Origin of the sequence: Sorangium sp. So ce176 (genome assembly GCF_051519835.1) — a bacterium.
GTDB lineage: Bacteria > Myxococcota_A > Polyangia > Polyangiales > Polyangiaceae > Sorangium > Sorangium cellulosum_G.
Genome location: NZ_CP150371.1, coordinates 4,233,385 through 4,259,155 on the forward strand (window position 1 = coordinate 4,233,385; position 25,771 = coordinate 4,259,155).

Genomic DNA, 25,771 nt, shown 5'->3' on the forward strand with positions numbered 1-25,771 from the left:
ACGCCCTTCTCACGATGTCGGAGGCGGACACCCGCTCGGTGCGACGCGTCGGAGGAGGCGTCCGGCAGGCCTCCGTCGCGTCGCTCCTGCACATCCGGTACAGTCACGGGCATGGCCCCTCCCGTCGATCACGGCGCCCGCAAGACGTACTGGCTCCTCGGTCCCGACGGGCACAGGGTCGAGAGCACGACGCCCGGCACGCTGGGTGGTAACGCGAGGGCGAAGATCTACGGCCGCCTCGATTGCGGATCTGCGCTCGCCGCCATTCGCGATCACGGAGAGGCGTACACGCAGCACCGGGTCTTCTTCGCGGACGAGGAGGCCGCCGTCGCGGCAGGCTACCGGCCGTGCGGCAACTGCATGCGTGACCGGTTCGTCGCATGGAGGGAGAGCCAATCGCGTGTGTTGTCGGAGGCGAACGACGTGAGCTGGCGCAACGCGTCGCACGTCGACAGGCCCGCGGAGAACACGGCCGCCGCCGACGCGGCCCATGAGATCGCGAAGGAGCTCGATCTCGGGGAGAAGACCGGCGTCTGGCAGCTCCCGCTGCGAGACGACGAGGTGCTCCGGTTGCTGTTCGATCCGCCCGGCGCCATCACCGATGCGTCGAAGGGCGATCTCAGCGACGCGCTCTCCGATGCCTTCGATGGCCTCGACGTCACGCTCGCGGCGGCTGAGCCCCTCACGGGGATCAAGGCTCGGCCCGGCGCGTTCGTGGCCAGCTTCTCGATCCCGAAGGTGTCGTCCGTGTCGCTCGACGCCTTCGATCTTCTCGGCATCTCGCATCGCGAGGACAGCTACACCACGCTTGTAGCGCGCGCCTTCGCGCACGACGCGGGCTTCCGGGCCGCGCTGCTGCCCGCCCTCGGCGTGCCAGCGACGGCGGCAGCCGAAGCCGACTGGATGTGCCGCCTGCGCGTCGGTGTGACCCCCGGCGAGGACGAGAAGAGCGTGCCTGACCTCGTCTTCTTCTCCCGCCAGGCGCGCCAGATCGTCATCGTCGAGGCGAAGATCCACGCTGGCGAGGGCGACAGGCAGACGATGCGGTATGCCGTGCCGCAGGCGCGGGCGAAGCTGTGCCTGCGGCTCGGCCTCGACGCCCCGGAGTCCAACCAGCGAGGCTTCTTCCTGACGCTCGACGGCACCCCGCCGAGGTCGTCCTGGTTCAGGCCGCTCCGGTGGACCGTGGTGGCCGACGCCGCGGCGGCCTCGACCCACCCGGACACGGTCGGCCTGCTCCTGCGCGAGCTCGCCGCTCGGATACGAGAGCACGACGCCTGGCCTCCGCCCGAGCCGGCGACCCCTGTGCTCCGCTACCTGCATCGGCGCCCGGGCCTCGTCACCGAGGCCGTCGTGTTCCACCGCTTGCTCGACGCGGCCCGGATGCCGGACGAGGGGTTCGTCACCAGCCATGGACACACGGCCAACCCGGGGTGCGGTTACATCCCGCTCTTCAAGTGGAGCAAGCCGTCCTGGGAGCGGCGCAGATCAGGAGGCAATCCTGGCATGTCGGTCCACTTCGAGCTCCAGTGGAACACGGCGACCGACGGGCTCGCGATCTATCTTCACTGCGAGACGAACCCGTACCTGTCGAAGAGCGATCTGCAGGCGAAGCACGGCGACGCCGCGCTGAAGGAGCACGCGGCGGTCCAGGACGAGCTGTTCGTGGAGCTCGCGCGACGAGGTGAAGCCCTCGAGGCCGCGGGGTGGACGCTCAGGCGCGGCTACAACATGCTGGCAAGCCACAAGTTTCCGAGGTTCATCCGCGTCGACGACTTCCGCGCGGGGCTGCGCGATCTCCTCCGGGTCGTGGCGGCCGTCGTCGACGGGTGGGCGCAGCGGCGGGCGGTGACCTGACGCGGGGGGCGGCGTGGCGCGTCCGCGGCTGGTCTGGCATGGGCGCCCCTCGGACGAGCCGCCGAGAGCACACAGGACAGCTCGCCTCCCGGATCCGGGCAGCTCGTGGACTTGATGGCGCGACGGGGACCAGCCCTTCAGATTATTTGATCAGGGCGTGTTCAGCCCGTTCGCTTGTTCGCCGCGTGATGACGCGGTCACGAACGGGTCAACCATGTACCGAGGCGTGGCATTTCCTGCCGCGACGAAATCATCCGTGGTGGCGGGACCACGGATCCACCTGGGTGACGCGGCGTTGACGCCAGCTTCAATCCCGGTCCGGCGCTCCCAGGGGGAAGAGCGGCCGGAACGGCCGCGCGTCATCCACCGCGCGGGCGAAGGACGGGCGCGCGAGCAACCGCGCGCGGTAGGCGCGCAGCACGGGGAAAGCCTCGGAGATCCGGTGCGTCCAGTCCGCGTAGAACAGCGAAGGCGCGGCCGCGCAGTCCGCCATCGTGAAGTCCGCGCCAGCGGCGGCCCAGGTCCTGCCGGCGAGCTGCCCTTCGAGCCAGGCGTAGGCGAGCTCCAGCTTCTGTGCAGCAAGGGTCAGTCCTTCCTGGCGCTTCACCGGATCACCCGTCAGCGCGCCGTCTACCGCGTGCTGCACCACGCTCATGACGTGCAGGTCGAAGAAGCGGTCGAGAAAGCGCACGTCCAGCGCGGCGATCGGGTCTGCGGGCAGCAGGCGCACTGGCCCGGGATGCACGAGCTGCAGGTACTCGATGATGATGCTGGTCTCGACGATGTTGCGCTCGCCGTCCACCAGCAGCGGGAACTTGCGCAGGGGCCAGCGCCGCAGCCACTCGGTCGCGTGCTGCGGCGTATCCGGCCCGATGCAGCGGAACTCGAAGGGTGTGCCGTTCTCGTACAGCGCAATCAGTGCTTTCTGTGTGTACGAGGAGAAGGGATGACCGTAGAGCGCGAGCGACATCGTGGGACTCCTGGTTCGAACAACTTGCAATTTGCAAGTGGTTCGAACCCTACTCCTACCGCTTGCGCAGTGCAAGCAGTAGTCTCAGGAGAATGACCGTGCCGCAGACAGGACGATCCGGCTGCCCGATCAACCTGACGCTCGAACAGCTCGGCGATCGCTGGAGCCTGATCGTCATCCGCGACGTCATGTTCGGGAACAGGCGCAGCTACGGCGAGCTGCTCGCGCAGAGCGAGGAGGGCATCGCCTCGAACATCCTCGCAGACCGGCTGAAGCGCCTGACCGCGTCCGGCTTGCTGACGCGACGCCCCGATCCGAGACACCGGCAGAAAGGGATCTACAGCCTCACGGAAGCGGCCATCCAGCTCGTGCCGCTGCTCGCGCACATGGGCGCCTGGGGCCGCCGGCATACGCGCCCGAGCAAGGAACTGTCCGTGCGCGCGGAGCTGCTGGAGAAGGGCGGCGCTCCGCTGTGGAACGCCTTCATGGACGAGCTGCGCCACCTGCATCTCGGCGCGCCGCGTCCGGCGCGCTCGGTGTTCGGCGAGCTGCAGGCCGCCTACGAGAAGGCACTGGCGCACCGCGCCCGCTGAGGGACGTCGAGGGGCTACCGCCGCCAGGGGCACGAAGCCGCCGCGCCGAGCAGAAAGAGCGCCAGAGCCCAGGGCACGTCAACCGATTGGAATCAAGAGATCTTCAACCCGGTCGGCGTTCCAGTCCAGGACAGCGAACCGAAGAACTCCCGCAGATCGACGGTCAGGGCCATGGGCGTCTCCGTCGCCAGGAAATGCCCGCCGCGCGCCAGCTCGGTCCAGCGCACGATGTGGTGGTCGCGTTCGGCCAGCCGGCGCACCGCCACGTCCTGCGTCAGCGACACGGCCACGGCCATGGGCACGGTGCCGCGGCCCCCGTCTCTCGCCGTCATCTCCACCGGCCGCACGCGGTCCGTGGCGAAGGTGCGGTACGCATCGACCCATGGCAACTCCTCCGGTCTGCTCGGAGCCGATTGCCGGTCCGCCTCGAAGGCCACCAGGACGACATCGCAGGGTAGCAAGGCGCGCGGCCGCCGCGTCAGGTCAGGAGCGGTCGAGGCGCATCTTCGTGGCGTCGGGATGAATGCGGCGCGCCTGTCGAGCAACAAAGCGACCATGACCGAGGACATGGAACGTAGTGGCTCCAGCCCTGGGGCTCGCCTGTGGGCCGCGTCCGCCCTGACCATCGCGGCTCTTGCCGGCCCGACCGCGTGCGAGCCTATCGGACGCGGAGGCAACACCGGCGGAGAAGCAGGCTCAGGCGGCGGCGGCTCTCCGGGGGTAAGCAGCGGCGTCACGGAGGGCGCGGGGGGATCGAGCAACGACGGCGGCGCGCCTGGCGACGGCGGCGCGCCTGGCGACGGCGGCGCGCCTGGCGACGGCGGCGCGCCTGGCGACGGCGGCGCGCCTGGCGACGGCGGCGCGCCTGGCGACGGCGGCGCGCCTGGCGACGGCGGCGCGCCTGGCGACGGCGGCGCGCCTGGCGACGGCGGCGCGCCTGGCGACGGTGGCGCGCCTGGCGACGGCGGCGCGCCTGGCGACGGCGGCGCGCCTGGCGACGGCGGCGCGCCTGGCGACGGCGGCGCGCCTGGCGACGGCGGCGCGCCTGGCACCGGTGGTAGCAGCGCGACGGGCGGCACCCCGCCGGGCACGTGCGTGCCGGGCTCGGTCGTCGCCTGCTACACCGGCCCTGCCGGGACAAAGGGCGTCGGGCGCTGCGCTTCCGGGACACAGACCTGCCGCCCCGATGGCTTCGGCTACGGCCCATGCACAGGCGAGGTGACGCCCGATCGAGAGCTCTGCGCCACGCCGGAGGACGAGAGCTGCGACGGCGAGCCCTACTGCGCTCAGCCGCCGCCCTGGGCGCGGGGCTTCGGTGGCCCTGGCTACGACGTGGGCTGGGCCATCGCGAGCGACGCCTACGGCAACTACTACGTCTTGGGCTCCTTCGAAGGAAGCGTCGATTTCGGTACCGGCCCTCTGACCAGCGCCGGACAGTCGGACATCTTCTTTCTCAAGCTCGACGCCGCGGGCTCGGTGCTCTGGAGCCAGCGCTTCGGGACCGAGCGCAACGATCGCGGAACCGCTCTGGCGGTCGACGAGAACGGCAACGTCCTCCTCGCCGGCACGTACGACGCCAGGTTCGGGCGGCCGGGCCTCGAGCTGAACGGGTGTCATCTCCCCGCCCCTGACGAGTACACCTCCCTCTTCGTTGCCCAGTTCGATCCGGACGGCAACCACATCTGGAGCAATGCTCCTTATGGTTATCAGGACGTGTACTCCGTCGAGCAGATCGCCGTCGATGCTCGCGGCGACATGTACGTCGTGTACCTCCAGTGGGAGATCGCCTATCTCATGAAGATCGACGCCGCGAGCAAGAGCTCCCTGTGGACAGAGCACCTACCAGGATATTACGTTCACGGCGCGGGGCTCGCGCTCGACAGCGCCGGTAACCCCGTGGCGGTGGCGATCCACGGATCGGGCCCCCCTGAGCTCGGTGCGAGCGGGTTCATCGTCTCCAAGTACGCTCCGACGGGCGATCTGCTCTGGTTGCAGCAGTTCCAATCCTACTCGGACCCTTCGTGGGGCAGCGGCGGCGTGACGGCGCACGCGGTGGCGATCAATGCGGAGGACGAGATCTTCGTGACGGGCGAGACGGATGGATCCGTTGACTTCGGCAGCGGGACCCTCCCCGCCGGCTCCGTCCTCGTCAAGCTGGATGCCGCAGGCGAGCCCGTGTTCGGCCGCTCCGTCCGCTTCGGCGACAGGATCGCGCTCGATCCCGCCGGCGACATCATCGTCGCGGGGCGCGGCCTCGCGATGCTCGACGCGGGCGGGACGGAGCTCTGGTCTAACAACTTCGATGCCAATGTGCGGGATATCTCCTTCTCCCCGAACGGCGCCGTCGGCGTCGTCGGCGGCGCGGCGGGCCCCGTGGACTTCGGAACCGGCGCGATCACCTATGGAGGAGGGTACGCCGACGTCTACGTCGCGACGTTCAACCCGCCAGGGAGCGGCGACGACGGCGAGGGCGGCGACGGCGCAGGGTCGACCGGCACGGGCGGCGGCGACCCGGCAGCGACGTGCGCGCCGGGCTCGGTCGTCGCGTGTTACACCGGCCCCGCCGGGACCCGGGGCGTCGGGCGCTGCGCTCCTGGCGCGCAGACATGCCTCCCCGACGGCGCTGGGTACGGCCCCTGCGTCGGCGAGGTGACGCCCACCAGCGAGGCCTGCGCGACGCCGGAGGACGAGGATTGCGACGGCGAGCCCCGTTGTCCTCTGCAGCCGCCGTGGTCGCGAGGATACGGCGGTACCGGCGCCGACGTGGGCTGGTCGATCGCGAGCGACGCCGCCGGCAACTACTATATCACCGGCTCCTTCGAAGGTACCGTCGACTTCGGCGCCGGCTCGCTGATCAGCGCCGGCCTCACGGACGTGTTCCTCCTCAAGCTCGATCCCGCCGGCGCTTTGCTCTGGAGCGAGCGCTTCGGCGGCGCTGGTACCGAGGCCGGCGGCGCCGTCGCGGTCGACGACAGCGGCAACGTGTTGCTGGCCGGCACCCACAGCGGCGCTGGCGTGAGCTTCGGCGGCTGCGAGCTCCAGTCCCCCGCCTATGGCAACGCGGTCTTCGTCACCAAGCTCGACCCCGAGGGCAATCACCTCTGGAGCCGGCAATCCGTGTCGGCAGAGCACGCTAATCACTCCTTCGAACGACTCGCCGTCGACGCGCTCGGTGATGCCTACGTGACGTTCACCCTGGAGTGGGAGTGGGAACCGTCGACGCCCTCCCTGGCGAAGCTGGACAGTGCAGGAAGCCTCCTCTGGAGCAAGCCGCTCGCGACGGCGATCCCGCTCCACGACGAGTACCAGCATCAAAGCGACAACGTCCTCGTCGCGGTCGACGGCGCCGGCTTCGTGATCACGGCGAGCGCGTCGATCTCCGATGGCCTGTCCTGCCCCTGCGCTCACCGGTTCACCGTCCAGAAGCTCACCCCGACCGGCGACGTTGTCTGGAGCCGCCAGCTCGGCCCCTCGGACCCGGCCGCCACGGACATCGGCGCGTCCGCCCTCGCGCTGGCGGTCAACGCCGACGATGAGATCCTCCTGACGGGCTACACCGATGGGACCGTCGATTTCGGCGGCGGTGTGCTCCCCGAAGGGGCCGTGCTCATCAAGCTGGACGCCGCGGGCGAGCACGTCTTCAGCCAGCCCATCGCCTTCGGCGACGCGCTCGCCCTGGATCCCTCGGGCAGCATCGTGATCGCCGGCGACGGGCTCTCGATGCTCGACGCGAGCGGGGCGACGCTCTGGACGAGCAGCTTCGACGCGAGCGCGAAGGACGTCGCCCTCTCCCCGAACGGCACGATCGCCCTCACCGGGGCTGTCGAGGGAGCCACCGACTTCGGGACCGGGCCCATACCGTACGCCGCCGGCACCGATGTCTTCGTCGCCACGATGACCCCTTGAGCCCCCCGGCACCGCCGACCTGTGTCGAACTCCAGCAGGAGGACGCGACAGCACAGTAATGCTCGTAGCTGCAGGACGAGGCGATTGGTCGGACCGCTCTCTCGTCGAGGCCGAATGAATACGGCGCTCTTGCCGAGCACCGAAGCCCGCATGGACGAGTACATTGAACGTAGTGGTTCGATCCGCGGGCGTCGCCTGTGGGCCGTGTCCGCGCTGACCATCGCGGCCCTTGTCGGCCTCACCGCATGCGAGCCCATCGGCGGCGGCGGGGACGGCGGCGGCGATGCAGGCACTGGCGGCAGCGGCGGCTCTCCTGGGGTAAGCGGCGGAAGCGCGACCGATGGTGCGGGAGGATCGAGCGACGGCGGCGCTCCTGGCACCGGCGGCGACGGCGGCGCTCCTGGCACCGGCGGCGACGGCGGCGCTGCGGGCACCGGCGGCGACGGCGGCGCTCCTGGCACCGGCGGCACTGGCGGCGCTCCCGTTACCGGCGGCGACGGAGGCGCTCCCGGCACCGGCGGCACTGGCGGCGCTCCCGGCACCGGCGGCACTGGCGGCGCTCCTGGCACCGGCGGCGACGGCGGCGCTCCTGGCACCGGCGGCGACGGCGGCGCTCCTGGCACCGGCGGCGACGGCGGCGCTGCCGGCACCGGCGGCGACGGCGGCGCTCCTGGCACCGGCGGCAGCAGCTCGATCAGCGGCGGCGGCTCACCGGGCACCTGTGTACCGGGCTCGGTCGTCGCCTGCTACACCGGCCCTGCGACGACCAGGGATGTCGGCCGCTGCGCCTCCGGGACGCAGACCTGCCGCCCCGACGGCTTCGGCTATGACGCGTGCGAAGGCGAGGTGACGCCCGCGCCAGAGCTCTGCACCACGCCGGAGGACGAGAGCTGCGACGGCGAACCCCGCTGCGCTCAGTCGCCGCCCTGGGCGCGGGGCTTCGGCAGCCCTGGCAACGAGGAGGGCTGGTCTATCGCGAGCGACGGATCGGGCAACTACTACGTCTCCGGGTCCTTCGAGGGAACCATCGACTTCGGTGCCGGCCCGCTGACCAGCGCTGGACGGTCAGACATCTTCCTTGTCAAGCTTGATCCCTCGGGCTCGGTGCTCTGGAACCACCGCTTCGGGACCGACGGCGTCGAGCGCGGAGGCGCCGTGGCCGTCGACGAGAACGGCAACGTCTTCCTCATCGGCCTGTACCACGGCGACAGCTCGCACCTGGGCCCCGAGGTGGGCGGATGTGCCCTCCCCGGCAATGCCGAGTCCTTCTTCGTGGCGCAGTTCGATACCGACGGCAACCACATCTGGAGCAATGGGCCCTATGATCTCCTTTCGGTGCGCTCCGTACCGCAGATGGCCATCGATGCTGCTGGCGATATCTACATCGTCGCCCTCGAGTCGCATGCCGTGCTCGTGAAGCTGGACGCCGCGAGCAAGGCCCTCGTCTGGAAGCAGATGTTACCCGGGCGCATCGGTCACGACGTGAACGACGCGCGACTCGCGCTCGACAGCGCCGGCAACCCGGTGGTGGTGATAAACCTGCCCGGGAACGGCTCCGCCCATGACGGGCCCAGCTTCATTGTCTCCAAGCTCGCTCCGACCGGCGATGTGCTCTGGGAGCGAGTGTTCATGTCCAGCTCGTACGGCTTGTACAGCGGCCCGACCGCCGACGCGGTGGCGGTCAATGCGGCGGACGAGATCCTCGTGACGGGCGAGACGGATGGATCCGTCGACTTCGGCAGCGGGACCCTCCCCGTCGGCTCCGTGCTCGTCAAGCTGGATGCCGCAGGCGAGCCCATCTTCAGCCGCTCGGTCCGCTTCGGCGACAGGATCGCGCTCGATCCCGCCGGCGACATCATCGTCGCGGGGCGCGGCCTCGCGATGCTCGACGCGGGCGGGACGGAGCTCTGGTCTACCAACTTCGATGCCAATGTGCAGGATATCTCCGTGTCCCCGAGCGGCACGGTCGCCGTCACCGGACGCGTGAGCGGCCCCGTGGACTTCGGAACCGGCCCGGTCGCCTTCGAAGGAGGCATCTTTGACGCCTATGTCGCTACCTTCAACCCGAAGGCGAGCGACGAGGGCGACGAGGGCGACGAGGGCGAGGGCGGCGACGGCGCAGGGTCGACCGGCACGGGCGGCGACGGCGGCGATCCACCTGCCATGTGCATGCCTGGCTCCGTCGTCGCGTGTTACACCGGCCCCGCCGGGACCCGGGGCGTCGGGCGCTGCGCTCCTGGGACGCATACATGTCTTCCGGACGGTGCTGGCTACGGCCCCTGCGTCGGCGAGGTGACGCCCACCGGAGAGGTCTGCGCGACGCCGGAGGACGAGAGCTGCGACGGCGAGCCCCATTGTCCTCTTCAGCCGCCGTGGTCGCGGGGGTACGGCGGGACCGGCGCCGACGCGGGCTGGTCGATCGCGAGCGATGCCGCGGGCAACTACTATGTCACCGGCGCCTTCGAAGGTACCGTCGACTTCGGCGCCGGCCCGCTGACCAGCACAGGCCCCACGGACGTGTTCCTCCTCAAGCTCGATCCCGCCGGCGCTTTGCTCTGGAGCAAGCGCTTCGGCACCCGCTTTTTTCCGGCAGCCGGCCGGTCCGTCACCGTCGATGAAAGCGGTAATGTCTTGCTGGCCGGCGTCCACAAGACGAGCGCGTTTCACGGCATGAGCTTCGGCGGCTGCCAGTTCCTGTCCACGGACCACCTTGACGCGACCTTCATCGCCAAGCTCGACCCCGAGGGGAACCACATCTGGAGCCGGGAGTCCGTCACGCCAGGCGTGCAGCTTTACCGACCGTTCGAAGCACTCGCCGTCGACGCGCTCGGCAACGCTTATGTGACGGTCATCGCGCAGAGCACGAGCTGGCTGGTGCCCACCCTGGTGAAGCTGGACGCCGCAGGCAGCCTCCTCTGGAGCAAGCCGCTCACGGCGCCGTTCCTGTATCATGTCGATGGCCAGCACCAGAGCGACAACGTCCTCGTCGCGGTCGACGGCGCCGGCTTCGTGATCACGGCGAGCGCGTCGATCTCCGATGACCCGTCCTGCCCCTGCGCTCACCGGTTCACCGTCCAGAAGCTCACCCCGACCGGCGACGTTGTCTGGAGCCGCCAGCTCGGCCCCTCGGACCCGGCCGCCACGGACATCGGCGCGTCCGCCCTCGCGCTGGCGGTCAACGCCGACGATGAGATCCTCCTGACGGGCTACACCGATGGGACCGTCGATTTCGGCGGCGGTGTGCTCCCCGAAGGGGCCGTGCTCATCAAGCTGGACGCCGCGGGCGAGCACGTCTTCAGCCAGCCCATCGCCTTCGGCGACGCGCTCGCCCTGGATCCCTCGGGCAGCATCGTGATCGCCGGCGACGGGCTCTCGATGCTCGACGCGAGCGGGGTGACGCTCTGGACGAGCAGCTTCGACGCGAGCGCGAAGGACGTCGCCCTCTCCCCGAACGGCACGATCGCCCTCACCGGGGCTGTCGAGGGAGCCACCGACTTCGGGACCGGGCCCATACCGTACGCCGCCGGCACCGATGTCTTCGTCGCCACGATGACCCCCTGAGCCCCCCGGCGGCGGCGCCGGGCGCGATCGACCGCGCCCGGTCCGCCGTACCGCCGCGGAGCAGAGAGTTTTTCCAGACGATCATCCGAGGAACGCACCGTGAGGTGCGAGAGGTGAGGAGAATCATGCGAATCATCCGCTTTCTGCTGGCGTCGCTGTTCTGCGCGCTCGCCATGCTGCCCGCGCGCGCGGCCTGGGCGGCCATCAATGTGACATTCGTGGAGCCCGCGCAGCGCTCATGGAGCCACACGTATGTCAACATTCACGTAGAGGTGAGCTCCACGCTCCCGATCGCGCGCGTGTTGGCGCAGATCGGCGCAGGCTCGGTGATCCTCACGAACACCGGAGGCACCGCCTACAAGGCGGGCATCTCGACGTTCGGGATGCCCTACGGTGAACACGTCCTGACCGTCACGGCGACCGATGTCGCAGGCACCAGCGCGTCCGCGCAGCGCACCGTGTTCCAGAACCAAACGCCCACCGCCCACATCCTGGCACCGCTGCACGAGACGGTCGCCCACCCGTCGCTCCGGCTCGCCGCGACCTGCGTCGACGACCACCCGGAGGACTGCACCATCCGGGCCACCGCTACCTTCTACGACACGAACCCGTCGACCTCGGTCGAGCTCGCGCGGGGCACCGCGGCGCTCGACACCGTCGTCGACCTCAGCGCATACAGCGGCCGTAGCTTCAGTCTGCGATACCAGATCGTGGACCTTTATTCCAGCATGAGTCTCGGGGGGCCCACGGTCCAGGTCGAGGCCAGCCCGTCGCTCGAGGCGATCGATGAGGTGCCCGGACGCATCGTCGATTTCGACGGAACGCGGATCCTGTTCATCAAGGGGCGAGAGGAGCTCCTCGTGCTCGATCGGGCGACGCGGGTCACCACGCGAGTCGTCAAGTTACCTTATCCGTACCAGTTCAACGACTCCATGAGAGCGTTCCTCGCCGGCGCCGGCGCCGTGATGGAGGTGCCGGCGCTGCCCGTCTCCGGCCGCCCTTCGAGCGCCGTCTACGAGTGGCGCGACAGCGCCCTGCTGAAGCTGGCGGAGAACGGCAGCATCGCGTTCGTCAGCGGCGATGCCATGGCGTACTCGGGGAGCGGTACGTACGTGCGCGATCTCGCGTCGGGCACCGACGAGCTCGCGCTCGGGGGCGCGCTGGACCGCACCAACATGGATGTCGCCGAGGACGGGCTCCTCGCGTATGTGAATGGCCGCTGGTCGCTCTACACGCGCAGGGATGGAACGAGCACGCTGCTGGCCACGAGCGGGGATGAAATCACGCGCCCCGTGACGGACGGGTACAATGTCGTATTCACGAAGATCCTCCGATCCGGCCAGCCTCAAAGCATCCTGGCCACGCCATCCGGGCAGGTGCCGCTCGGCGTCGCCCCTGTCGCGCGCCCCGAGGGCGCCCAGAGGGGCGCTTACCAGCTCCACGCAGGTTACATCGCTTTTCTCAAGGGCTCTCGCGGCGCGGAGCAGGTCTGGCTCAGGACCCCGAGCGGGGCGCAGCACCAGATCAGCTTCAGCTCCCCGAGCCAGCTCGACGATCCGCCTGCGCGCCTGGGCCACGACGGCATCAGCGACACCGGCGAGGTGATGTTCATCACCCCGCCGAAACGCTACCTCGGCGCCCCGGGCGCCGCTCCGCGCGAGATAGGCTCGCACCTGGGACACGCACGCTGGTTCGAGGGCGCCTGGTACGTGGTGTTGGCGAACACGCTGTTCCAGGTCGACGAGGGGTCGAGCGGTGAGGGCGAGGGCGGCAGCGCCGGTGGGGCGGGCGGCTCCACCGACGAGTCGTTCACGGGCGCGCACGGCGCGCGCGCTGCCATGTCGACGACGAGGCTCGGCGAAGCGGGCGCGCGCGCGACGAACGCCCCCGTGACAGGCTCGCCCGAGCTTCCAGAAGGCGAGGTGCCGGCGGCCAGCGGATGCGCTGTCGCGGCGCGCGAGCCCGGGCTCGGCGGGGCCCTGGAGGCCGTCGTCCTCGCGACGCTCGGCCTCGCCATGGCGGCGCGGGGGCGACCCAGGCGCAGGCGAGATCGCGGAGGAGCGGACGCCGCGCCGTCATGGCGAGCGGCGCCGCAGCAGGGATCGGACACGCCGAGCCTCCGAGCGGCTGCCTGTTCCTGCGTGCGCGCGTCGCCCAGGTAGTGATCGCGCTGCGACGGGTGATGGGCGGCGACGCTCGGCAGCGGCTCGCCGAGCCGGGAGGCGACGAGCATGTCGAGGTGATACTCCCAGGCCGGCCCGGTATCGCCCGCGAGCGCGGGATCGGTGAGGTGCTGGACGAAGGTGAGCTCGGTGGTCTCGAAAGGGGCGTGGCCCGCCGTTCATGCATCAGGGACGGCGGTGATCTCTCCGGTCGTGTACAGCGCCGAAGTGTCCCAGGCGAGCCCTGGGGCGAGCGGCAGGGCGATATTCACGGCAGCGAACGTCCCCGTGAGGTCACCGAGCCAATCGAGCAGAACGATGGTGTCCCCGGCCTGGAACGACATGGAGCCGTCGGCCGGCCGGACCTCCAGCGCCCCGTCGAGATCGATATCCCCATCCACCTGGAGGAGCGGCAAGGAGCTCGAGCCTGCGACCGCGATGCTGAGGGCGGCGCCCGTCCCCTGGCTGTAGCTGCCGGCGATGTAGGTCGAAGGGTGAACCTCTCCGACGGAGAGCTCGCCGGCCTGCAAGTTGGCGAGATCGCCCATGAAGCTGCTGGTCTCGAGGCGCCCGCCGGCGAAGTCGAAATCGCCCTCCGCGACCTCCATCGCGCCGGCGATGAGGTCGCCGTCCGCGAGACGCACGGAGGGCCCCAGGTAGGGATAGACGTAGGGGACGCTGGCCGGCTGCGCAGTCCGGAGGACGCCGCCGATGCTCACGAAGGCGCCGTTGTCGACGAGGATCGACGGAGAGTGATTGCCTATGGCAAAGACGGTGACGTCGCCGCTGTTGAGCCACGATGCATAGACATCGTTCACCTTGATGAAGCCCCCGGCGAGCTCGGAGTGGATCTCGGTGTCCTCCGTCATGAGGGTCCCATAAGCCCCGACGGTGAGCGTGCCGTGCCGACGTCTCGCCCCCACGCGCAGGAGCCCCTGGTTGCTCCACGTGCCGCCCCAGCCGCTCACGCTCGCGTGGCTGTTCCGGAAGTCATCGCCGTCGATGCGCGCGCCCACGGTGAAGAGCTGGCCGCGGTGGATGTTCAGCAAGCTGCCAGTCTTCACGCCCAGGATGAACTCCCCCGTGCTCACCCACGTCGTCGCGGAACCCGTGATGGCGACTTCGCCCCCGCAGATCGTGCAGTTGCCGACTCCGCCGATATACACATTATGTGAGAAAATGCTCGCACCCTGCTTGAGCTCGACGTGGCCTTGCCCATTATAGCCGATGGAGATGTTCGTCCTGCTCGTCAGGGTGGCGTCGTATCCCTCGACGAGCACAAAACCATCACCCAGCGAGCCTCTGGCGCCCACCGTGAGATCATCGGTGGTCACCTCGGCGCCCTTCCGGACGACGAGCCAGCTCTCGGTATAGTTTCTGCCGAGCACGATCGATCCATCATTGACCCAGGTTGAGCCATACCCGTCGACCTGGATGAGACCGAACCCGGCGCCTCCCCCCTCCACGGATGCGCTGGGGCTGATCAACGTCCCGCCATGGGTCACCTCGACCTTCCCAGCTCTCACGATGAGCTGGCTCAGCCCGAGGTCCCACGGGTCGCTCGGATTTGTGGGCGTCACATCTCCCGAGACGGTCACGTCTGCATAGGCCGGCCCCGCCGCGCCCACCGAGGCTGCTACGAGCAATGCCGACAACCCGGTTCGAGCTTGCTTGTTCATGTGTCGTACCTCTCCAAAATAGATTTGCTTATGAGTAGAAGAGAACATCCGCAATAGCAACGAAGACCCAGGGGGCCGTGCAAGAGCACCGCCCAGAGCGCCGAACGGGTTAAAGGTTCAACAAATCCGTGGATTTGGGAGCCGGCGTGCACGGCAGCGTGCCTGTCGATCGATGCGCCGGGGGCCGTGGGTGCGCGGTGGGCCATGCGACCCGGCGTTCTCGCGAGGTTTCAATCCGTTCGGTGCTCCAGCGCTCACGTCGCACGCTACGGTGCCCCGGCCAGCAGGAGCATTCATCATGAACGAGCTCTTTGTGGGCCCCCGGATGTGGGCGCTGGATGGACAGCCGGCCCGGACTTCATTGACCACGCTCGGAACAGCATGACCTGGTAGGAGCCAAGGCCTACCGCCGGCACGAGGTCGCCGTCGCCGTTCCTCTGGCCTACGTCGCCGGATGGGTGCCGTCGCCTCGCGGCGAGGTCGAGTCGCGCGCCCTGCTGGATCTGCTCTGGCTCGTGCAGCCCCGGGAGCGGGCGATCTACGCCGCGAGGGAGGCGCGTCTCCTTCACGACGAGGCGCTCGCGAACGAGCTCTGCGCGCTCCATTACCGCGACAAGGGCAGGCAGTTCCGAGCGTGGTGAGGAAGCGGGCGAGGCTGGGTGGTGTGGCGCAAGTGGCTCGATCGCCGCTCGCAGAACGCCAAGATGACCTGGGAGCGTATGCATCGGCTGCTGGAGAGGTATCCCCTTCCGCGGCCGCGCATCATTCATCCTTCGTTTCTCTCACCGAAGAACTCCCGCAGATCGACGGCCAGGGCCATGGGCGTCTCCGTCGCCAGGAAATGCCCGCCGCGCGCCAGCTCGGTCCAGCGCACGATGTGGTGGTCGCGTTCGGCCAGCCGGCGCACCGCCACGTCCTGCGTCAGCGACACGGCCACGGCCATGGGCACGGTGCCGCGCGGCTTGGGCGCCCAGGCGGACGGGTCGTTGAAGGCTTCATAGTACAGGTTGGCCGAGGGGCCGCTGGTACCGGTGAACCAGTACAGGCTCACGTTGTCCAGCAGCGCGTCCAGGCCCACCGCGTCCTCCGGCAGCGCGGCCGCGGGATCGGTCCATTCCTTGAACTTCTCGACGATCCAGGCCAGCTGGCCCACCGGCGAATCGTGCAGCCCGTAGCTGAGCGTCTGCGGCCGCGTGCCCTGGATCTGCGCGAAGCCCATCATCCGGTCGCGGAAGTTCTGCAGCCGCTCCAGGCGCTGCTGCTCCGAGGCCGTCAGGCCTTCCAGCTCGGCGGGGTCGCCGGATGGAAACGTCACCAGCGCATTGCAGTGCAGGCCTCTGACATGCTCGCTGTCGACGCGGCCCAGCTCCACCGCGATGAACGCGCCCACGTCGCCGCCTTGCACGCCGTAGCGTGTGTAGCCGAGGCGCTGCATCAGCGCCGCCAGCGCACGGGCACAGCGGCCGTGGTTCCAGCCGGCGTCCGCCAGCGGCATCGAGAACCCGTGACCCGGGATCGACGGGATCACCAGGTGGAAAGCCTGCGAGGGGTCGCCGCCGTGGCGGCGCGGGTCGGACAGCGCGTCCACCACGCGGTCGAACTCGGCAAAGCTGCCGGGCCAGCCGTGCAGCAACAACAGGGGCTGCGCGTCCGGCTCGGGCGAGCGCAGGTGCACGAAGTGGATCGTCTGGCCATCGATCCGGGTGGTGAACTGCGGGCGGCTGTTCAGGTGGGCCTCGCATCGTCGCCAGTCGTACTTGTGCTGCCAGTGCGCGGCCAGCCGCTGCAGGTAGGCCACCGGCACGCCCCTCACCCAGTCGCCGCCCGGCAGTTGCGCCGGCCAGCGCGTGCGCGCCAGGCGTTCGCGCAGGTCGTCGATGTCGGCTTGCGGAATGTCGATGCGGAAGGGGTGGATCTCGGAGTCGTGGTGCATGGAGGGCCTCGGGTTGGTCGAACTCGCCAGTGCGAGCCGGCGGCGCCACCGTATTCACCGGGGTGTGCCCGGTCTTGGAAGAAAACGACAGGCTCAGGCCTCGACGGACCGTCTGGGCCCTCAGCGCCCAGGCCCGCGCCGGGCCGCAGCCCGCACCACTTCGCCGGGCGTCCTGCCCATGATCCGCTTCAGCGAATTGCCCAGGTGCGCCTGGTCGGCGTAGCCGCAGGCGGCAGCCACGTCGGCCGGCGCATCGCCATGCATCAGCTGCTGCAGCGCCGCCTGCGCACGGTGGATCTGTGACAGCTGCTTCGCCGTGAGACCGGTGGCGCTCAGGAACCGGCGCTGCACCGAGCGCAGGCTGGCGCCGGCGCGATCGCCTTGCAGCACGCGGAACACCACGGGGTCTGCCACCAGCAGGCCGGCCCCGATGAGGCGTGCCACCAGATCGTCGGCGTTCTCGAAGTCGGGCACCTCGAAGGCTTGCGGCCCCAGCAGGAACGAGCGCGGGTTCGCCAGCGGGCGCAGCACGCCCTGGTCCAGCATGCCCATCGCCGGCACCCCCGGCATGAACACGCCTGGCCGGAAGGCGATGCTCAGGTACTCGTCGCCTGTCTCGTAGCCCAGCGTCACCGGGTGCGTGATCAGACCTGTATGCAGCACCTGCAGCCGGTCGCGGCGCTTCATGAACACGAGGTCCCAGCAGCCGTCGGGCAGGGACTGGTCCTGCGTGTCGTCGCCGTAGGCGACGCGCGTGATCCGCTGCACCAGCGCATGGTCGCTGCCGCGGATGGAGCGCGTGGTCCTCATCGGCAGCTTCCCTCCGTCATGCTGCTCAGGATGGCCGACCGCTCCGCGATGAGGAGGCCTGTCGCCGCCGGAGGGCGAACGCGGCGAGGACCGCCGTCAGGAGGCCAAGGGTGTCATCCCCGCCGACGCCCGCGACGTGGCAGCCGCAGCCCTCGCCGTCGCTGTCGCTGGAGGCGTCGCCACCCCCGCCGGCCGCGCCGCTGCCGCTGCCTGCGCCCACGCCGCCTGTGCCGCCCGCCTCACCCCCGCCCGCGGATCCGGTGCCGCCGCCCATCCCGCCCGAGCCGGTGGTGCCGCCGCCCGCGCCCCCTTCGCCGGAGGGCCCCGGCGGCGGCACCGTCGCGCAGTCGCCGAGCGAATGCTCGAGCGCGCCGAGCGTGAAGCTCCCGCTGCCCGGCCGCCCGCGCGCGCAGTAGTCGTCGGTCACCGCGGCCTCGGCGGGCGCCTCGCTGACGAGCGACGCCACATCCCCTTTGAGGTGCAGGTCGCCGAGAGCTGGATCTTCGTACCACGTTTGAAACGTCGCGAGCCCTACCTCCGCCAGGTTGTCACTCTCCTGATGCGTGCCCCCGTCGCGGTCGCGGATCTTGCCCGTGAGCACGTTGCCGCGCGCGACGCCGCTGGTCGTCGCGAAGCGGAAGTCGATCCCGCTCGTCGCGATCAGCGTATTGAAATGGAGCCGCGTGTCCGTCGCGCGGTTCAGATAGATCCCGACGTCCGAGCAGCTCGCGATGATGTTGTTCCGCATCGTTCCGCCTGTGTGCTCGACCTCGCAGGGCACGTCGGGGTCGTAGGCCGGGGCGCAGTACTGCGCCCCCGTGCCGCCGCCTTGCTCAGGGAGGACATCGGCCTTGAATAGGAGTCCCGCTCGGCGTCGAGCCGGTCCGCCTCGGCCCGGATCTCGGGATGGTGGTCACCCGGCGCAGCCGCTGGGAGCGGGCGCGGGAGGTCAGCTCGTCGGGCGAGGTGATCCCGTGGTTGGCCTGGCCGTCGGTGAGCAGGAGGACGCGGCCGATGGCATCCTCGGGCAGGTGCGCGCCCACCTCGGCGCAGCCGCGGAGCCAGCCGCCGCCCAGGTCGGTGTTGCCTCGCGCGGTCACCGTGTCGAGCGCGGCCTCGGCGCGGAGCCGCGCCCCGGGCGTGGCCTCGGTGGAGGGGATGGGCACCTCGACCTGGTGGTCGAAGGTGACCACGCTGAAGCGGTCGCCGGGCTGGAGGGTGCGGATGGCCTGGCGAGCAGCTTCCAGCGCGAGCCGGAGCTTCTCGCCGCTCATCGAGCCGGAGCGGTCAATCACCAGCGAGAGGTGGACAGGCTTGCGGGCCTGGCTCCCCTCGGGCCGGGGTACCTTGATCTCCACCCGGAGCAGTCGCTCCGAGGGCTCGGCGGGGAGCGATGGTCGATCGGGGCGAGCGTTGAACATGGCGGCGGCACCATGGCACACCCCGCCCCTGGCTACCGTCAAGGGGTCGACGGCTTCCGCCGGCCGGCGGCCTGGAAGACGGCCTCACCGCGACGGGGCCAGGTAAAGAGCCCTGATCGCGACCAGCCGCTCGCTGATCGCGATCACCTGGCGCACGCCACCCGCGGCGCCTCGGTGGGCCAGTCCCTGCGCGCTAGCTCCCTCGCACGCGAGCAGCGGATCTTTTCTTCCGCACGCCGGATCCTGGCTGCCGGTCGGCTCGTGATGCCGGTCGCCACAGCCGCAGAAAGGCGCGCTTTTCAGATGGCCACGAGGGTGGCATCGCTCGTGCTTCTGCCGATGCCCAGAAGGATGGACCCATGGCAGAGCTCTTCTTTCAGAACCTCGTGAACCATCGCCCGGAGGTGGCCCAGAAGGCGACATATGAAAACCTCCAGGCGTTCTACCGGTATCTCGAGCGTGCGAAGCAGCACCTCGAGCGCACGCGCTTCGAGCTTGGCTGGACGCTGCTCGGCGCGGTCGTGCGGCTCGACCCGCCCCGCGCCGCGCGCGACGCCGCTTCGTGGCGTGCGCAGCTTCAACAGCTCCTCGGGAAGCGCCGTGTGTCGCTGCGCCCCGCGCGCGGGCCGGCGCTCGCGCCGATCCATGTTCACGCCAAGGAGGCCATCGTGGTGCTCGACGCGGCGCCGCTGCCCGGCGTGGAGATCGAGGTGAGCGCCCAGGGGACGGGGCGGGCGCTGCGGGCGCTCCCGGTACTCCTCAGCGACGACGAGCACCTCCGGCAGGCGCTCGCCGATGCTGGCCCGGTGTGGATCGAGCTCGTGGAGCCCGCGGAAGCGAGGAGCACGGCTGCGATCGAGGCGTTCCTCGACGAGGACACGGAGAAGGTCTACGAGGTCGTGCCGGGCGAGCGCGAGCGCGAGGCCTATGCGGTTGCGCGCCGGATTGGCGTGCAGGAGCGCGACCCCGAGCGTCTCGCGCTCCTGCTGACGCGCCTGCCGCGGACCCCGGTCCTGTGCATGCGCCCCAACACCTACGTAGTCGAGTGCGAGATGCGCGCCATCCAGGCGCTTCAGGACCAGCCGCTCCCCGGGCACCGTCCCCTGATCCGGCTGTTCGAGAACGTCGAGAGAGTCGAGTGGCCGCGGCCATCGCCGCCCGCCGACTCTCCTGGCTGGCAGGTGCTGACGCGTGAGGAACGGCCTGGCACACGCGAGCAGCGCGAGTTCGTCGAGCGCGCGCTCCGGACGCCGGACTTCATGCTGCTCGAAGGACCGCCAGGGTCCGGGAAGACGACAGCGATCGTCGAGCTCATCCTCCAGCTCGCTGCGCGTGGTCGCCGGGTGCTGCTCTGCGCTTCGACGCACGTCGCCGTCGACAACGTCCTCGAGCGCCTGAAGGACGCGAAGCGCCCCGGCGGGCCGGTGCTCGCGGTGCGCATCGGACCGGAGAAGCGCGTCGGCGAGAAGATCAAGGACTACTGTCTGAATCGGATGGTCGCGAAAGAGCTCGCGAGCGTGCGCGCGGCCCTGGAGGAGACGTCGGAGCGAAGCTCGGGGCAGGCGCACATGCTCGAGGCGCTGCGCGCCGAGGATGCTTCCGAGACGCTCAAGAGGATCCTGCTCGACTGCGCCGAGGTCGTATGTGGCACGACGATCGGGATCCTCAAGCACCCCGATGTCGAGGGGAGGGTCCGGGGATGCGGCGTGTGGGAGCCGGTCTTCGACGCGCTCATCCTCGACGAGGCGAGCAAAACACCGTTTTCGGAGTTCCTGGTGCCGGCGCTGCTCGCACGGCGATGGATCATCGTCGGCGATCGTCGCCAGCTGTCGCCCTATGTCGAGGAGGCGTGGATCGAGACCAACATGGACGCTGCGCTTCCCGCGGCGTCGCGCGAGGAGGCGGGCGGGGCACTGCTGGACGCGTTCAGGCTCACCCGGTCCGACGACGGCGCCCTGCTCGTGGCGTCCGAGAGCGAGGAGGTCCGTTCCCTTTACGCAGAGCGGATCGAGGAGCTCTTCCCCGATGAGCCCATCGTTCGTCTCGATGTCGGTGAGCCGCCGGGGCCGCTCCTTCTCGCCGCGGCACGCGCTGTCGTCGGGACGCCAGCCCAGCTCGCGGCGGTCGCAGACGAGCTCCCGCTCACGACCTGCGCAATCCGCCTCCCGGCTGGGGACGAGCTCGAAGCGACACGGCGCCGGCATGGGGCACGCGCACGGCGCCGCCAGGAGGACGAGGAGTCGTGGGCCAGGTCCGTTACATGGCGGCTCGTGCGTGATTACGAGCTGCGTCTCTTGCCTGAGCTGCTCGGTGACGAGGAGGGGACCTCCGTCGCGCAGCGGTATGCGCGGGAGGTCGAGCTGCTCCTGCCCAGCGAGGGTGGATCTCCCCTGCTCGCGCGGGTGCGTGAGAACATCGAGCGCGTCCGACGGGTCGCGCTGCCGTCGATCCTCGAATCGCTCCAGGTAGGCTTCGATCCGGCGCGCTCGACGCGAGGGCGGGGCTTCTGGAGCAACACCCTCGCCCTGGGGCTGACGCAGGCGGCGAAGAACGAGCGGCTCGTCTCGCTCCGCTACCAGCATCGAATGCACCCGGACATCGCCAGCTTTCCCCACAGGCATATCTACGGCGGCGAGCTGCTCGAGACGCCCGAGCACATGGCCGAGGAGCGTCCGTTTCCATGCCCGAGGTATCGCTCGCGCGTGGCGCTGCTCGATGTCCGTGGGCAGGAGGTGAGGCGTCCTTCAATCGCCAACGAGGCCGAAGCCGATGTCGTCATCGAGGAGCTGCGCGCGCTCGCGACCTGGGCCGCAGGCGTCCCGCGCAGGCAGCCCTGGTACGTTGCTGTTCTGACGTTCTACCGCGGGCAGGAGCGGCTGATCCGAGACCGGCTCCGCGCAGAGACCGGCCAGCGCGGCGAGCAGCGGCACTTCTCATTCCATGACGGAGACCGGCGGCTTCTGGACGTGGATCTCTGCACGGTCGACCGGTACCAGGGGCACGAGGCGGACATCGTGCTGCTCTCGCTCGTCCGTACGCGGAGCCCGGGCTTCCTGAACAGCCCCAACCGGCTCAACGTGGCGATCACGAGGGCGCGCTACCAGCTCGTGCTCATCGGAGACGGACAATTTCTGGCGAGGCAGCAAGAGCGGGCACCGATGTGCTCCCGGCTCGCGTTGGATCTCAAGCGCTGGGGCTGCGTCGAGCGTCGTTACCAGGAGGGATGAGCGATGAGGATCGTACTGCGACGGACTGTCAACGTCCGCTGGGCGCTCGTGCAAGGGAAGGTCGCCTTCGCCGAGAGGCGCGTGGCGGAGCACGCCGTGGTGGTCTGGGCGGCGGAGCGCCTGCGTGAGGGACTCGAGGCGCGTGCCGAGCAGCTCTGCGAGGCCACGGCACAGGGGCCGCTCCTCGGGCTGCCGCCTGTGGTGGGGCGCAGGCTTGCCCGGGTCTGCGAAGAGCTCGGCCTGCTCCACCTCGACAAGGAGCGGATCGTCCGGCTCACGCCGGAGGGCGAGCGTGTGGCGGCGAGCGCCGAGCCGCGCGTCTTCGTCCCGCAGCTCGGCGCCTGGTGGATGTTCTGGGCCGAGGATCCCTTGCTCGCCCAGCGGCTGCTGCGCGTCGAGCCTGGCAAGGAGCCTTCGGCACACAAGGAGCGCCAGGCAAGGCATGGAGAGCGCGGAGAGGAGAGACGGCAGTTCCATGACCTGCCCGACGCCGTCGCGGCGCTCTGCGACGAGCGCGGCGAGCGTCCCCCGCTGGAGCTCGCGGCGGCGAGGGATGGTCGTCCGGTCCGCATCGTCGCGCTCGAGCGCAAGGTCGAGCTCCTGCGCTCGCAGGACCGGCTCACGGTCGAGCTAACGTTCGAGCCGGATGCCACGGAGGGGTTGATCCAGCTCCGCGGCCGTGTGGCCGACAGGAGCGTCGATGCGACGCTGCCGTCGCTGCGCGATCGCGATCACGCGCATACATGGCGCACGCTGCTCCGGTCGAAGGGGACAGAGGACTGGTGGAACCCGAGCTCGGGGAAGCTGCGCGTGCCGTTCAACGGCCTGCGCGACGAGGCCCGGGAGAGCTTCCAGCTCCAGATGTCGTTCAGGGCGCCGGAGATCGACCGGCTCGGGCGGTTCGACGACACCGTGGTCGACGGCGTCCCCATCGAGCCGGCCACGCAGGGCGACGCGCAGCGCTGGTTCGAGTGGCTCCTCGAGCGACGCGCCGACCGCACGCAGTGGCCCGAGATTTTCACGGCCAACGCCATGGATCTGATGCAGCGCTTCCGGGGCCATGACGTCCGTGTGCCGGCGCAGAGCGACTTCACGCGTCAGCTGCGTGGCGCCGAGCGTCCGCGCGGCGCGTACTGGCACCTTCAGGCACCGCTGGATCTTGATGGAGGGTTATCGTGGTGAGCAACAGCATACCTGGCACGCCCTGGGTCGAGGATCGATCCAATGACATCATCCAGGACGTCTGGGCTCGCACCGGTGCGCCCAGCGCGGCGCGGGCGCCATCGACCGGCCGGATCATCCAGGCGGAAGAGGGCGGGACGCTGGTTCGCGCCGTGGCAGAGGCCGTCGAGGCCGCTCGCGACGTGGTGCTCGTGTCGAGCTTTCTCTTCGCCGATCCTGCCACGGAGCGGGCATTGCTCGACGCCGCCAGGCAGCGCCGCGTGAGGGTCTACCTCCTGGTGGCTTCGGAGGCGCGGCTCGACAAGGAGGTCCGCGGCGACGACGCGTCCGCGACGACGATCGTCGAGGAGCACAAGCGGCTGCTCGATCGGCTCGCGGGATGGGTCTACGTGCGCTCGGCCGAGCACTTCCATGCGAAGTTCGTCATCGCCGATCCGAAGAGTGAGCCGCGGGGGATGCTGCTCACGGCCAATCTCACCCGGGAGGCGCTCACGCGCAACCACGAGCTCGGCGTACGATTGCGGCCCGAGGAGGCCCGGGCGCTCGCCGGGCTGTTCACCTGGGCCTTCTGGGAGTCAGCGCAGCGGGAGCTGCTCGAGGAGGGGCGCCTGCCGCCCGTGACGGCGCCGGCGCGGATCCCGCTCCCCGATCCCGCGCACGGCATCGTGGCGACTGCTGGAACGAGGCGCGATCTGCGGGCTGCCGTGCTCAACCTCATTGCGCAGGCGAAGCGCTCACTGGTCCTCGCGACCTTCGGCATATCGGACCCTGAGGTGGTGGATCTGCTCGAGGAGCGCGCTCGGAAGGGAGTAGCGGTCACGCTGCTGGTGCGCCACCCGCGCGCGGCGATGTTCGAGAGCTTATGCCGGCTGGCGCGCGCAGGCGTGGAGGTGCTGGGCGTGAGCGAGTGGCTGCACGCCAAGGCGATCGTCGCCGACGGCACGCGTGGCCTCGTGATGACGGCGAACCTGGAGGCGCACGGCCTCGACCAAGGCTTCGAGGCTGGCGTGGAGCTTGCGGGTGACGACGCCGCGGACCTCGCGCGGGTGCTCGCCTCCTGGCAAGCGGCGGCTCCGTCGCGGCTCCGGGCGTCGGCGCGTGTCGGCGAGCTGCGGGGCACGGTCCAGGTCATGAATGGCAAGGGGTACCGCGATCTCACGGTCGAGGCGAAGGGACGCATCGACGGCGGTGTCGCCAAGGTTGACTGCTGCACCCGGATCGCGAGCGCCGAGCGTCCCCCGGAGCGCCGCACGCCGGACGGGAGGCTCTACCAGCAGGTCGAGCACGTGTGGTCGATCGAGCTGCCGGTGCTCGCCAAGGGCGCGCGCCCCTTGCCGGCGGAGAAGGACCCAGAAGGGGCGGTGCCGCCGTTCCCGATCCACGTGGAGCCTGGCGGCCGGCGCGTCTTCGCGATCGACGGCCTCGGCGAGCTCGACGCCGCGCGGGCGGCCATGGCGGCGTTCGGCGTCCAGGCGGTCGTGCTACGGGGGTGAGCGATGGGTGTGCAGGCGACAGCGGGGCTGCTTACCTGGGCCTCGGTCGGCGGCGGGCCGGCCGTGCTGGGGGACGTGCTGCGCCTCTTGCGCGAGAAGGATGTACGGATCCGCCGGGTGCTCTACCTGATGCAGTCCGCGGATATGCCGCTGCCGGCGAGGGCGGATCTGGGCGACGTCGAGCTCGATCGGATTCTCGTCCCGCTCGCAGACCCGACCCATCACCGGGTCATCCATCATGCTCTTCGAGAGAATGTCCTTCCGCGACTACGCGCGCTGGACGGGCCGCTGCACATGCACCTCGCGATGAGCTTGCTCTTCGGGCATGTGAAGGGCGCGTTCACCGGCGCAGTTCGCGAGCGGAAGGGCTTCATCGAGGAGGCGGTCGGCGGCGTTCTCTTCCTCGACGAGGTCCAGGACCTCGATCGGCCGGTACAGCGGCAGCTCGTGCGCACGCTGCAGGATCCGGAGCGCCGATTCCGCCGTGTCGGCGAGACGCAGGAGAGAAAGGTGGATGTCGATGTAGTGAAGCTCTCCGGCCTCGGAACAGGGACATGGGAGGACCGCGTGCGCGGGTTCAAGCGGAGGCTCGCTCGCGCGGTCCGACAGGAGCACCGGTCGTACGTGGCCGCGGCTCGGGCGCTCGGCGTCAGCGAGCGGATACTCCGCGAGCACGTGAAGAAGAAGGTGTAGGCAGGGGCGCCAGGGCCTTCTTTTCGGCGCGCCGCTTGGGCGCGATCGCCACTGCCGCGCCTCGCGCTCGCGAACTTCCCGGCCGATCGCGCTCGCCTCCAGGCGTCGCGAGGGGAGGGGGCAGAAATCTGCGGATCGGGGTGGTTGTCAACATGGCGTCCCCGGGGCGCTGCCAGGGCTCTCTGCGCAGCTCGGTAGACAAGCGGTCGTGAGGCGCCGACGGGAGCGTTGCGCAACCGCGCAATCCGTTGCGGATCATGCACAGGGCGTTGCGCTCAGTTGCG

At 70.0% G+C, this 25,771-nt stretch carries 17 protein-coding genes; 10 read left to right on the forward strand and 7 right to left on the reverse strand.

The features are described from left to right. Nucleotides 1–111: 111 nt before the first annotated feature. The gene (locus tag WMF42_RS15665; protein ID WP_437692752.1) at nucleotides 112–1,857 is read left to right on the forward strand and encodes an Ada metal-binding domain-containing protein; all 1,746 of its coding nucleotides are present in this window, start codon (nucleotides 112–114) and stop codon (nucleotides 1,855–1,857) included. A gap of 307 nt (nucleotides 1,858–2,164) precedes the next feature. Here the strand turns inward: WMF42_RS15665 and WMF42_RS15670 are convergent, their stop codons facing one another. Beyond that, a complete protein-coding gene (locus WMF42_RS15670) occupies nucleotides 2,165–2,827 on the reverse strand; it encodes a glutathione S-transferase family protein (RefSeq protein WP_437692754.1) in 663 nt (220 codons plus the stop codon). 92 nt (nucleotides 2,828–2,919) lie between these two features. On the opposite strand from WMF42_RS15670, the gene WMF42_RS15675 reads away from it, so the two are divergent. Further along, nucleotides 2,920–3,420, forward strand: a complete 501-nt coding sequence (locus WMF42_RS15675) for a winged helix-turn-helix transcriptional regulator (protein WP_437692756.1) — start codon at nucleotides 2,920–2,922, stop codon at nucleotides 3,418–3,420. A gap of 92 nt (nucleotides 3,421–3,512) precedes the next feature. On the opposite strand, the gene WMF42_RS15680 is transcribed toward WMF42_RS15675, so the two are convergent. Then, nucleotides 3,513–3,989 carry a hypothetical protein gene (locus WMF42_RS15680; RefSeq protein WP_437692758.1) on the reverse strand — a complete coding sequence of 159 codons (477 nt, stop codon included), beginning with the start codon at nucleotides 3,987–3,989 and terminating at the stop codon, nucleotides 3,513–3,515. Between WMF42_RS15680 and WMF42_RS15685 the strand changes: the two genes are divergently transcribed. From WMF42_RS15685 to WMF42_RS15695, 3 genes are all read left to right on the forward strand, one after another. Further along, on the forward strand, nucleotides 3,976–7,326 hold the full coding sequence (locus tag WMF42_RS15685; RefSeq protein WP_437692760.1) for a hypothetical protein: 3,351 nt from the start codon (nucleotides 3,976–3,978) through the stop codon (nucleotides 7,324–7,326). The two genes, WMF42_RS15680 and WMF42_RS15685, sit on opposite strands and share 14 nt — an antisense overlap. A 114-nt stretch (nucleotides 7,327–7,440) precedes the next feature. Continuing rightward, nucleotides 7,441–10,887, forward strand: a complete 3,447-nt coding sequence (locus WMF42_RS15690; protein ID WP_437692762.1) for an outer membrane protein assembly factor BamB family protein — start codon at nucleotides 7,441–7,443, stop codon at nucleotides 10,885–10,887. Between the two features lie 125 nt (nucleotides 10,888–11,012). Further along, nucleotides 11,013–13,049 (forward strand): hypothetical protein, encoded by a 2,037-nt coding sequence (locus WMF42_RS15695; RefSeq protein ID WP_437692764.1) that lies wholly within the window; start codon nucleotides 11,013–11,015, stop codon nucleotides 13,047–13,049. 179 nt (nucleotides 13,050–13,228) lie between these two features. On the opposite strand, the gene WMF42_RS15700 is transcribed toward WMF42_RS15695, so the two are convergent. Next, complete coding sequence (locus WMF42_RS15700) at nucleotides 13,229–14,728, reverse strand: hypothetical protein (RefSeq protein ID WP_437692766.1); 1,500 nt, start codon at nucleotides 14,726–14,728, stop codon at nucleotides 13,229–13,231. A gap of 458 nt (nucleotides 14,729–15,186) precedes the next feature. Between WMF42_RS15700 and WMF42_RS15705 the strand changes: the two genes are divergently transcribed. Continuing rightward, on the forward strand, nucleotides 15,187–15,369 hold the full coding sequence (locus tag WMF42_RS15705) for a hypothetical protein (RefSeq protein ID WP_437692767.1): 183 nt from the start codon (nucleotides 15,187–15,189) through the stop codon (nucleotides 15,367–15,369). Between the two features lie 125 nt (nucleotides 15,370–15,494). Here WMF42_RS15705 and WMF42_RS15710 read toward each other — a convergent pair whose 3' ends face one another. From WMF42_RS15710 to WMF42_RS15725, 4 genes are all read right to left on the reverse strand, one after another. Next, nucleotides 15,495–16,661, reverse strand: a complete 1,167-nt coding sequence (locus tag WMF42_RS15710; protein WP_437692769.1) for an epoxide hydrolase family protein — start codon at nucleotides 16,659–16,661, stop codon at nucleotides 15,495–15,497. A gap of 120 nt (nucleotides 16,662–16,781) precedes the next feature. After that, complete coding sequence (locus WMF42_RS15715; RefSeq protein ID WP_437692771.1) at nucleotides 16,782–17,471, reverse strand: helix-turn-helix domain-containing protein; 690 nt, start codon at nucleotides 17,469–17,471, stop codon at nucleotides 16,782–16,784. A 25-nt stretch (nucleotides 17,472–17,496) separates the two neighbouring features. Continuing rightward, nucleotides 17,497–18,252 (reverse strand): MYXO-CTERM sorting domain-containing protein, encoded by a 756-nt coding sequence (locus WMF42_RS15720; protein ID WP_437692772.1) that lies wholly within the window; start codon nucleotides 18,250–18,252, stop codon nucleotides 17,497–17,499. A gap of 52 nt (nucleotides 18,253–18,304) precedes the next feature. Further along, nucleotides 18,305–18,892: a vWA domain-containing protein gene (locus tag WMF42_RS15725; protein WP_437692774.1), complete on the reverse strand. Its 588-nt coding sequence runs from the start codon at nucleotides 18,890–18,892 to the stop codon at nucleotides 18,305–18,307. A 359-nt stretch (nucleotides 18,893–19,251) separates the two neighbouring features. On the opposite strand from WMF42_RS15725, the gene WMF42_RS15730 reads away from it, so the two are divergent. From WMF42_RS15730 to WMF42_RS15745, 4 genes are read left to right on the forward strand one after another with little or no spacing between them, the layout of a single operon-like run. Beyond that, nucleotides 19,252–22,119 (forward strand): AAA domain-containing protein, encoded by a 2,868-nt coding sequence (locus WMF42_RS15730; RefSeq protein ID WP_437692776.1) that lies wholly within the window; start codon nucleotides 19,252–19,254, stop codon nucleotides 22,117–22,119. 3 nt (nucleotides 22,120–22,122) lie between these two features. Further along, nucleotides 22,123–23,301 (forward strand): hypothetical protein, encoded by a 1,179-nt coding sequence (locus tag WMF42_RS15735; RefSeq protein ID WP_437692778.1) that lies wholly within the window; start codon nucleotides 22,123–22,125, stop codon nucleotides 23,299–23,301. Then, entirely contained in the window at nucleotides 23,298–24,794 is a 1,497-nt protein-coding gene (locus WMF42_RS15740) for a phospholipase D-like domain-containing protein (protein WP_437692780.1), read from the forward strand. Before WMF42_RS15735 ends, WMF42_RS15740 begins: the two co-directional genes overlap by 4 nt. Nucleotides 24,795–24,797: 3 nt before the next feature. Continuing rightward, nucleotides 24,798–25,487, forward strand: coding sequence for a sigma 54-interacting transcriptional regulator (locus WMF42_RS15745; protein ID WP_437692782.1), 690 nt, complete (start codon nucleotides 24,798–24,800; stop codon nucleotides 25,485–25,487). Nucleotides 25,488–25,771 lie beyond the last annotated feature (284 nt).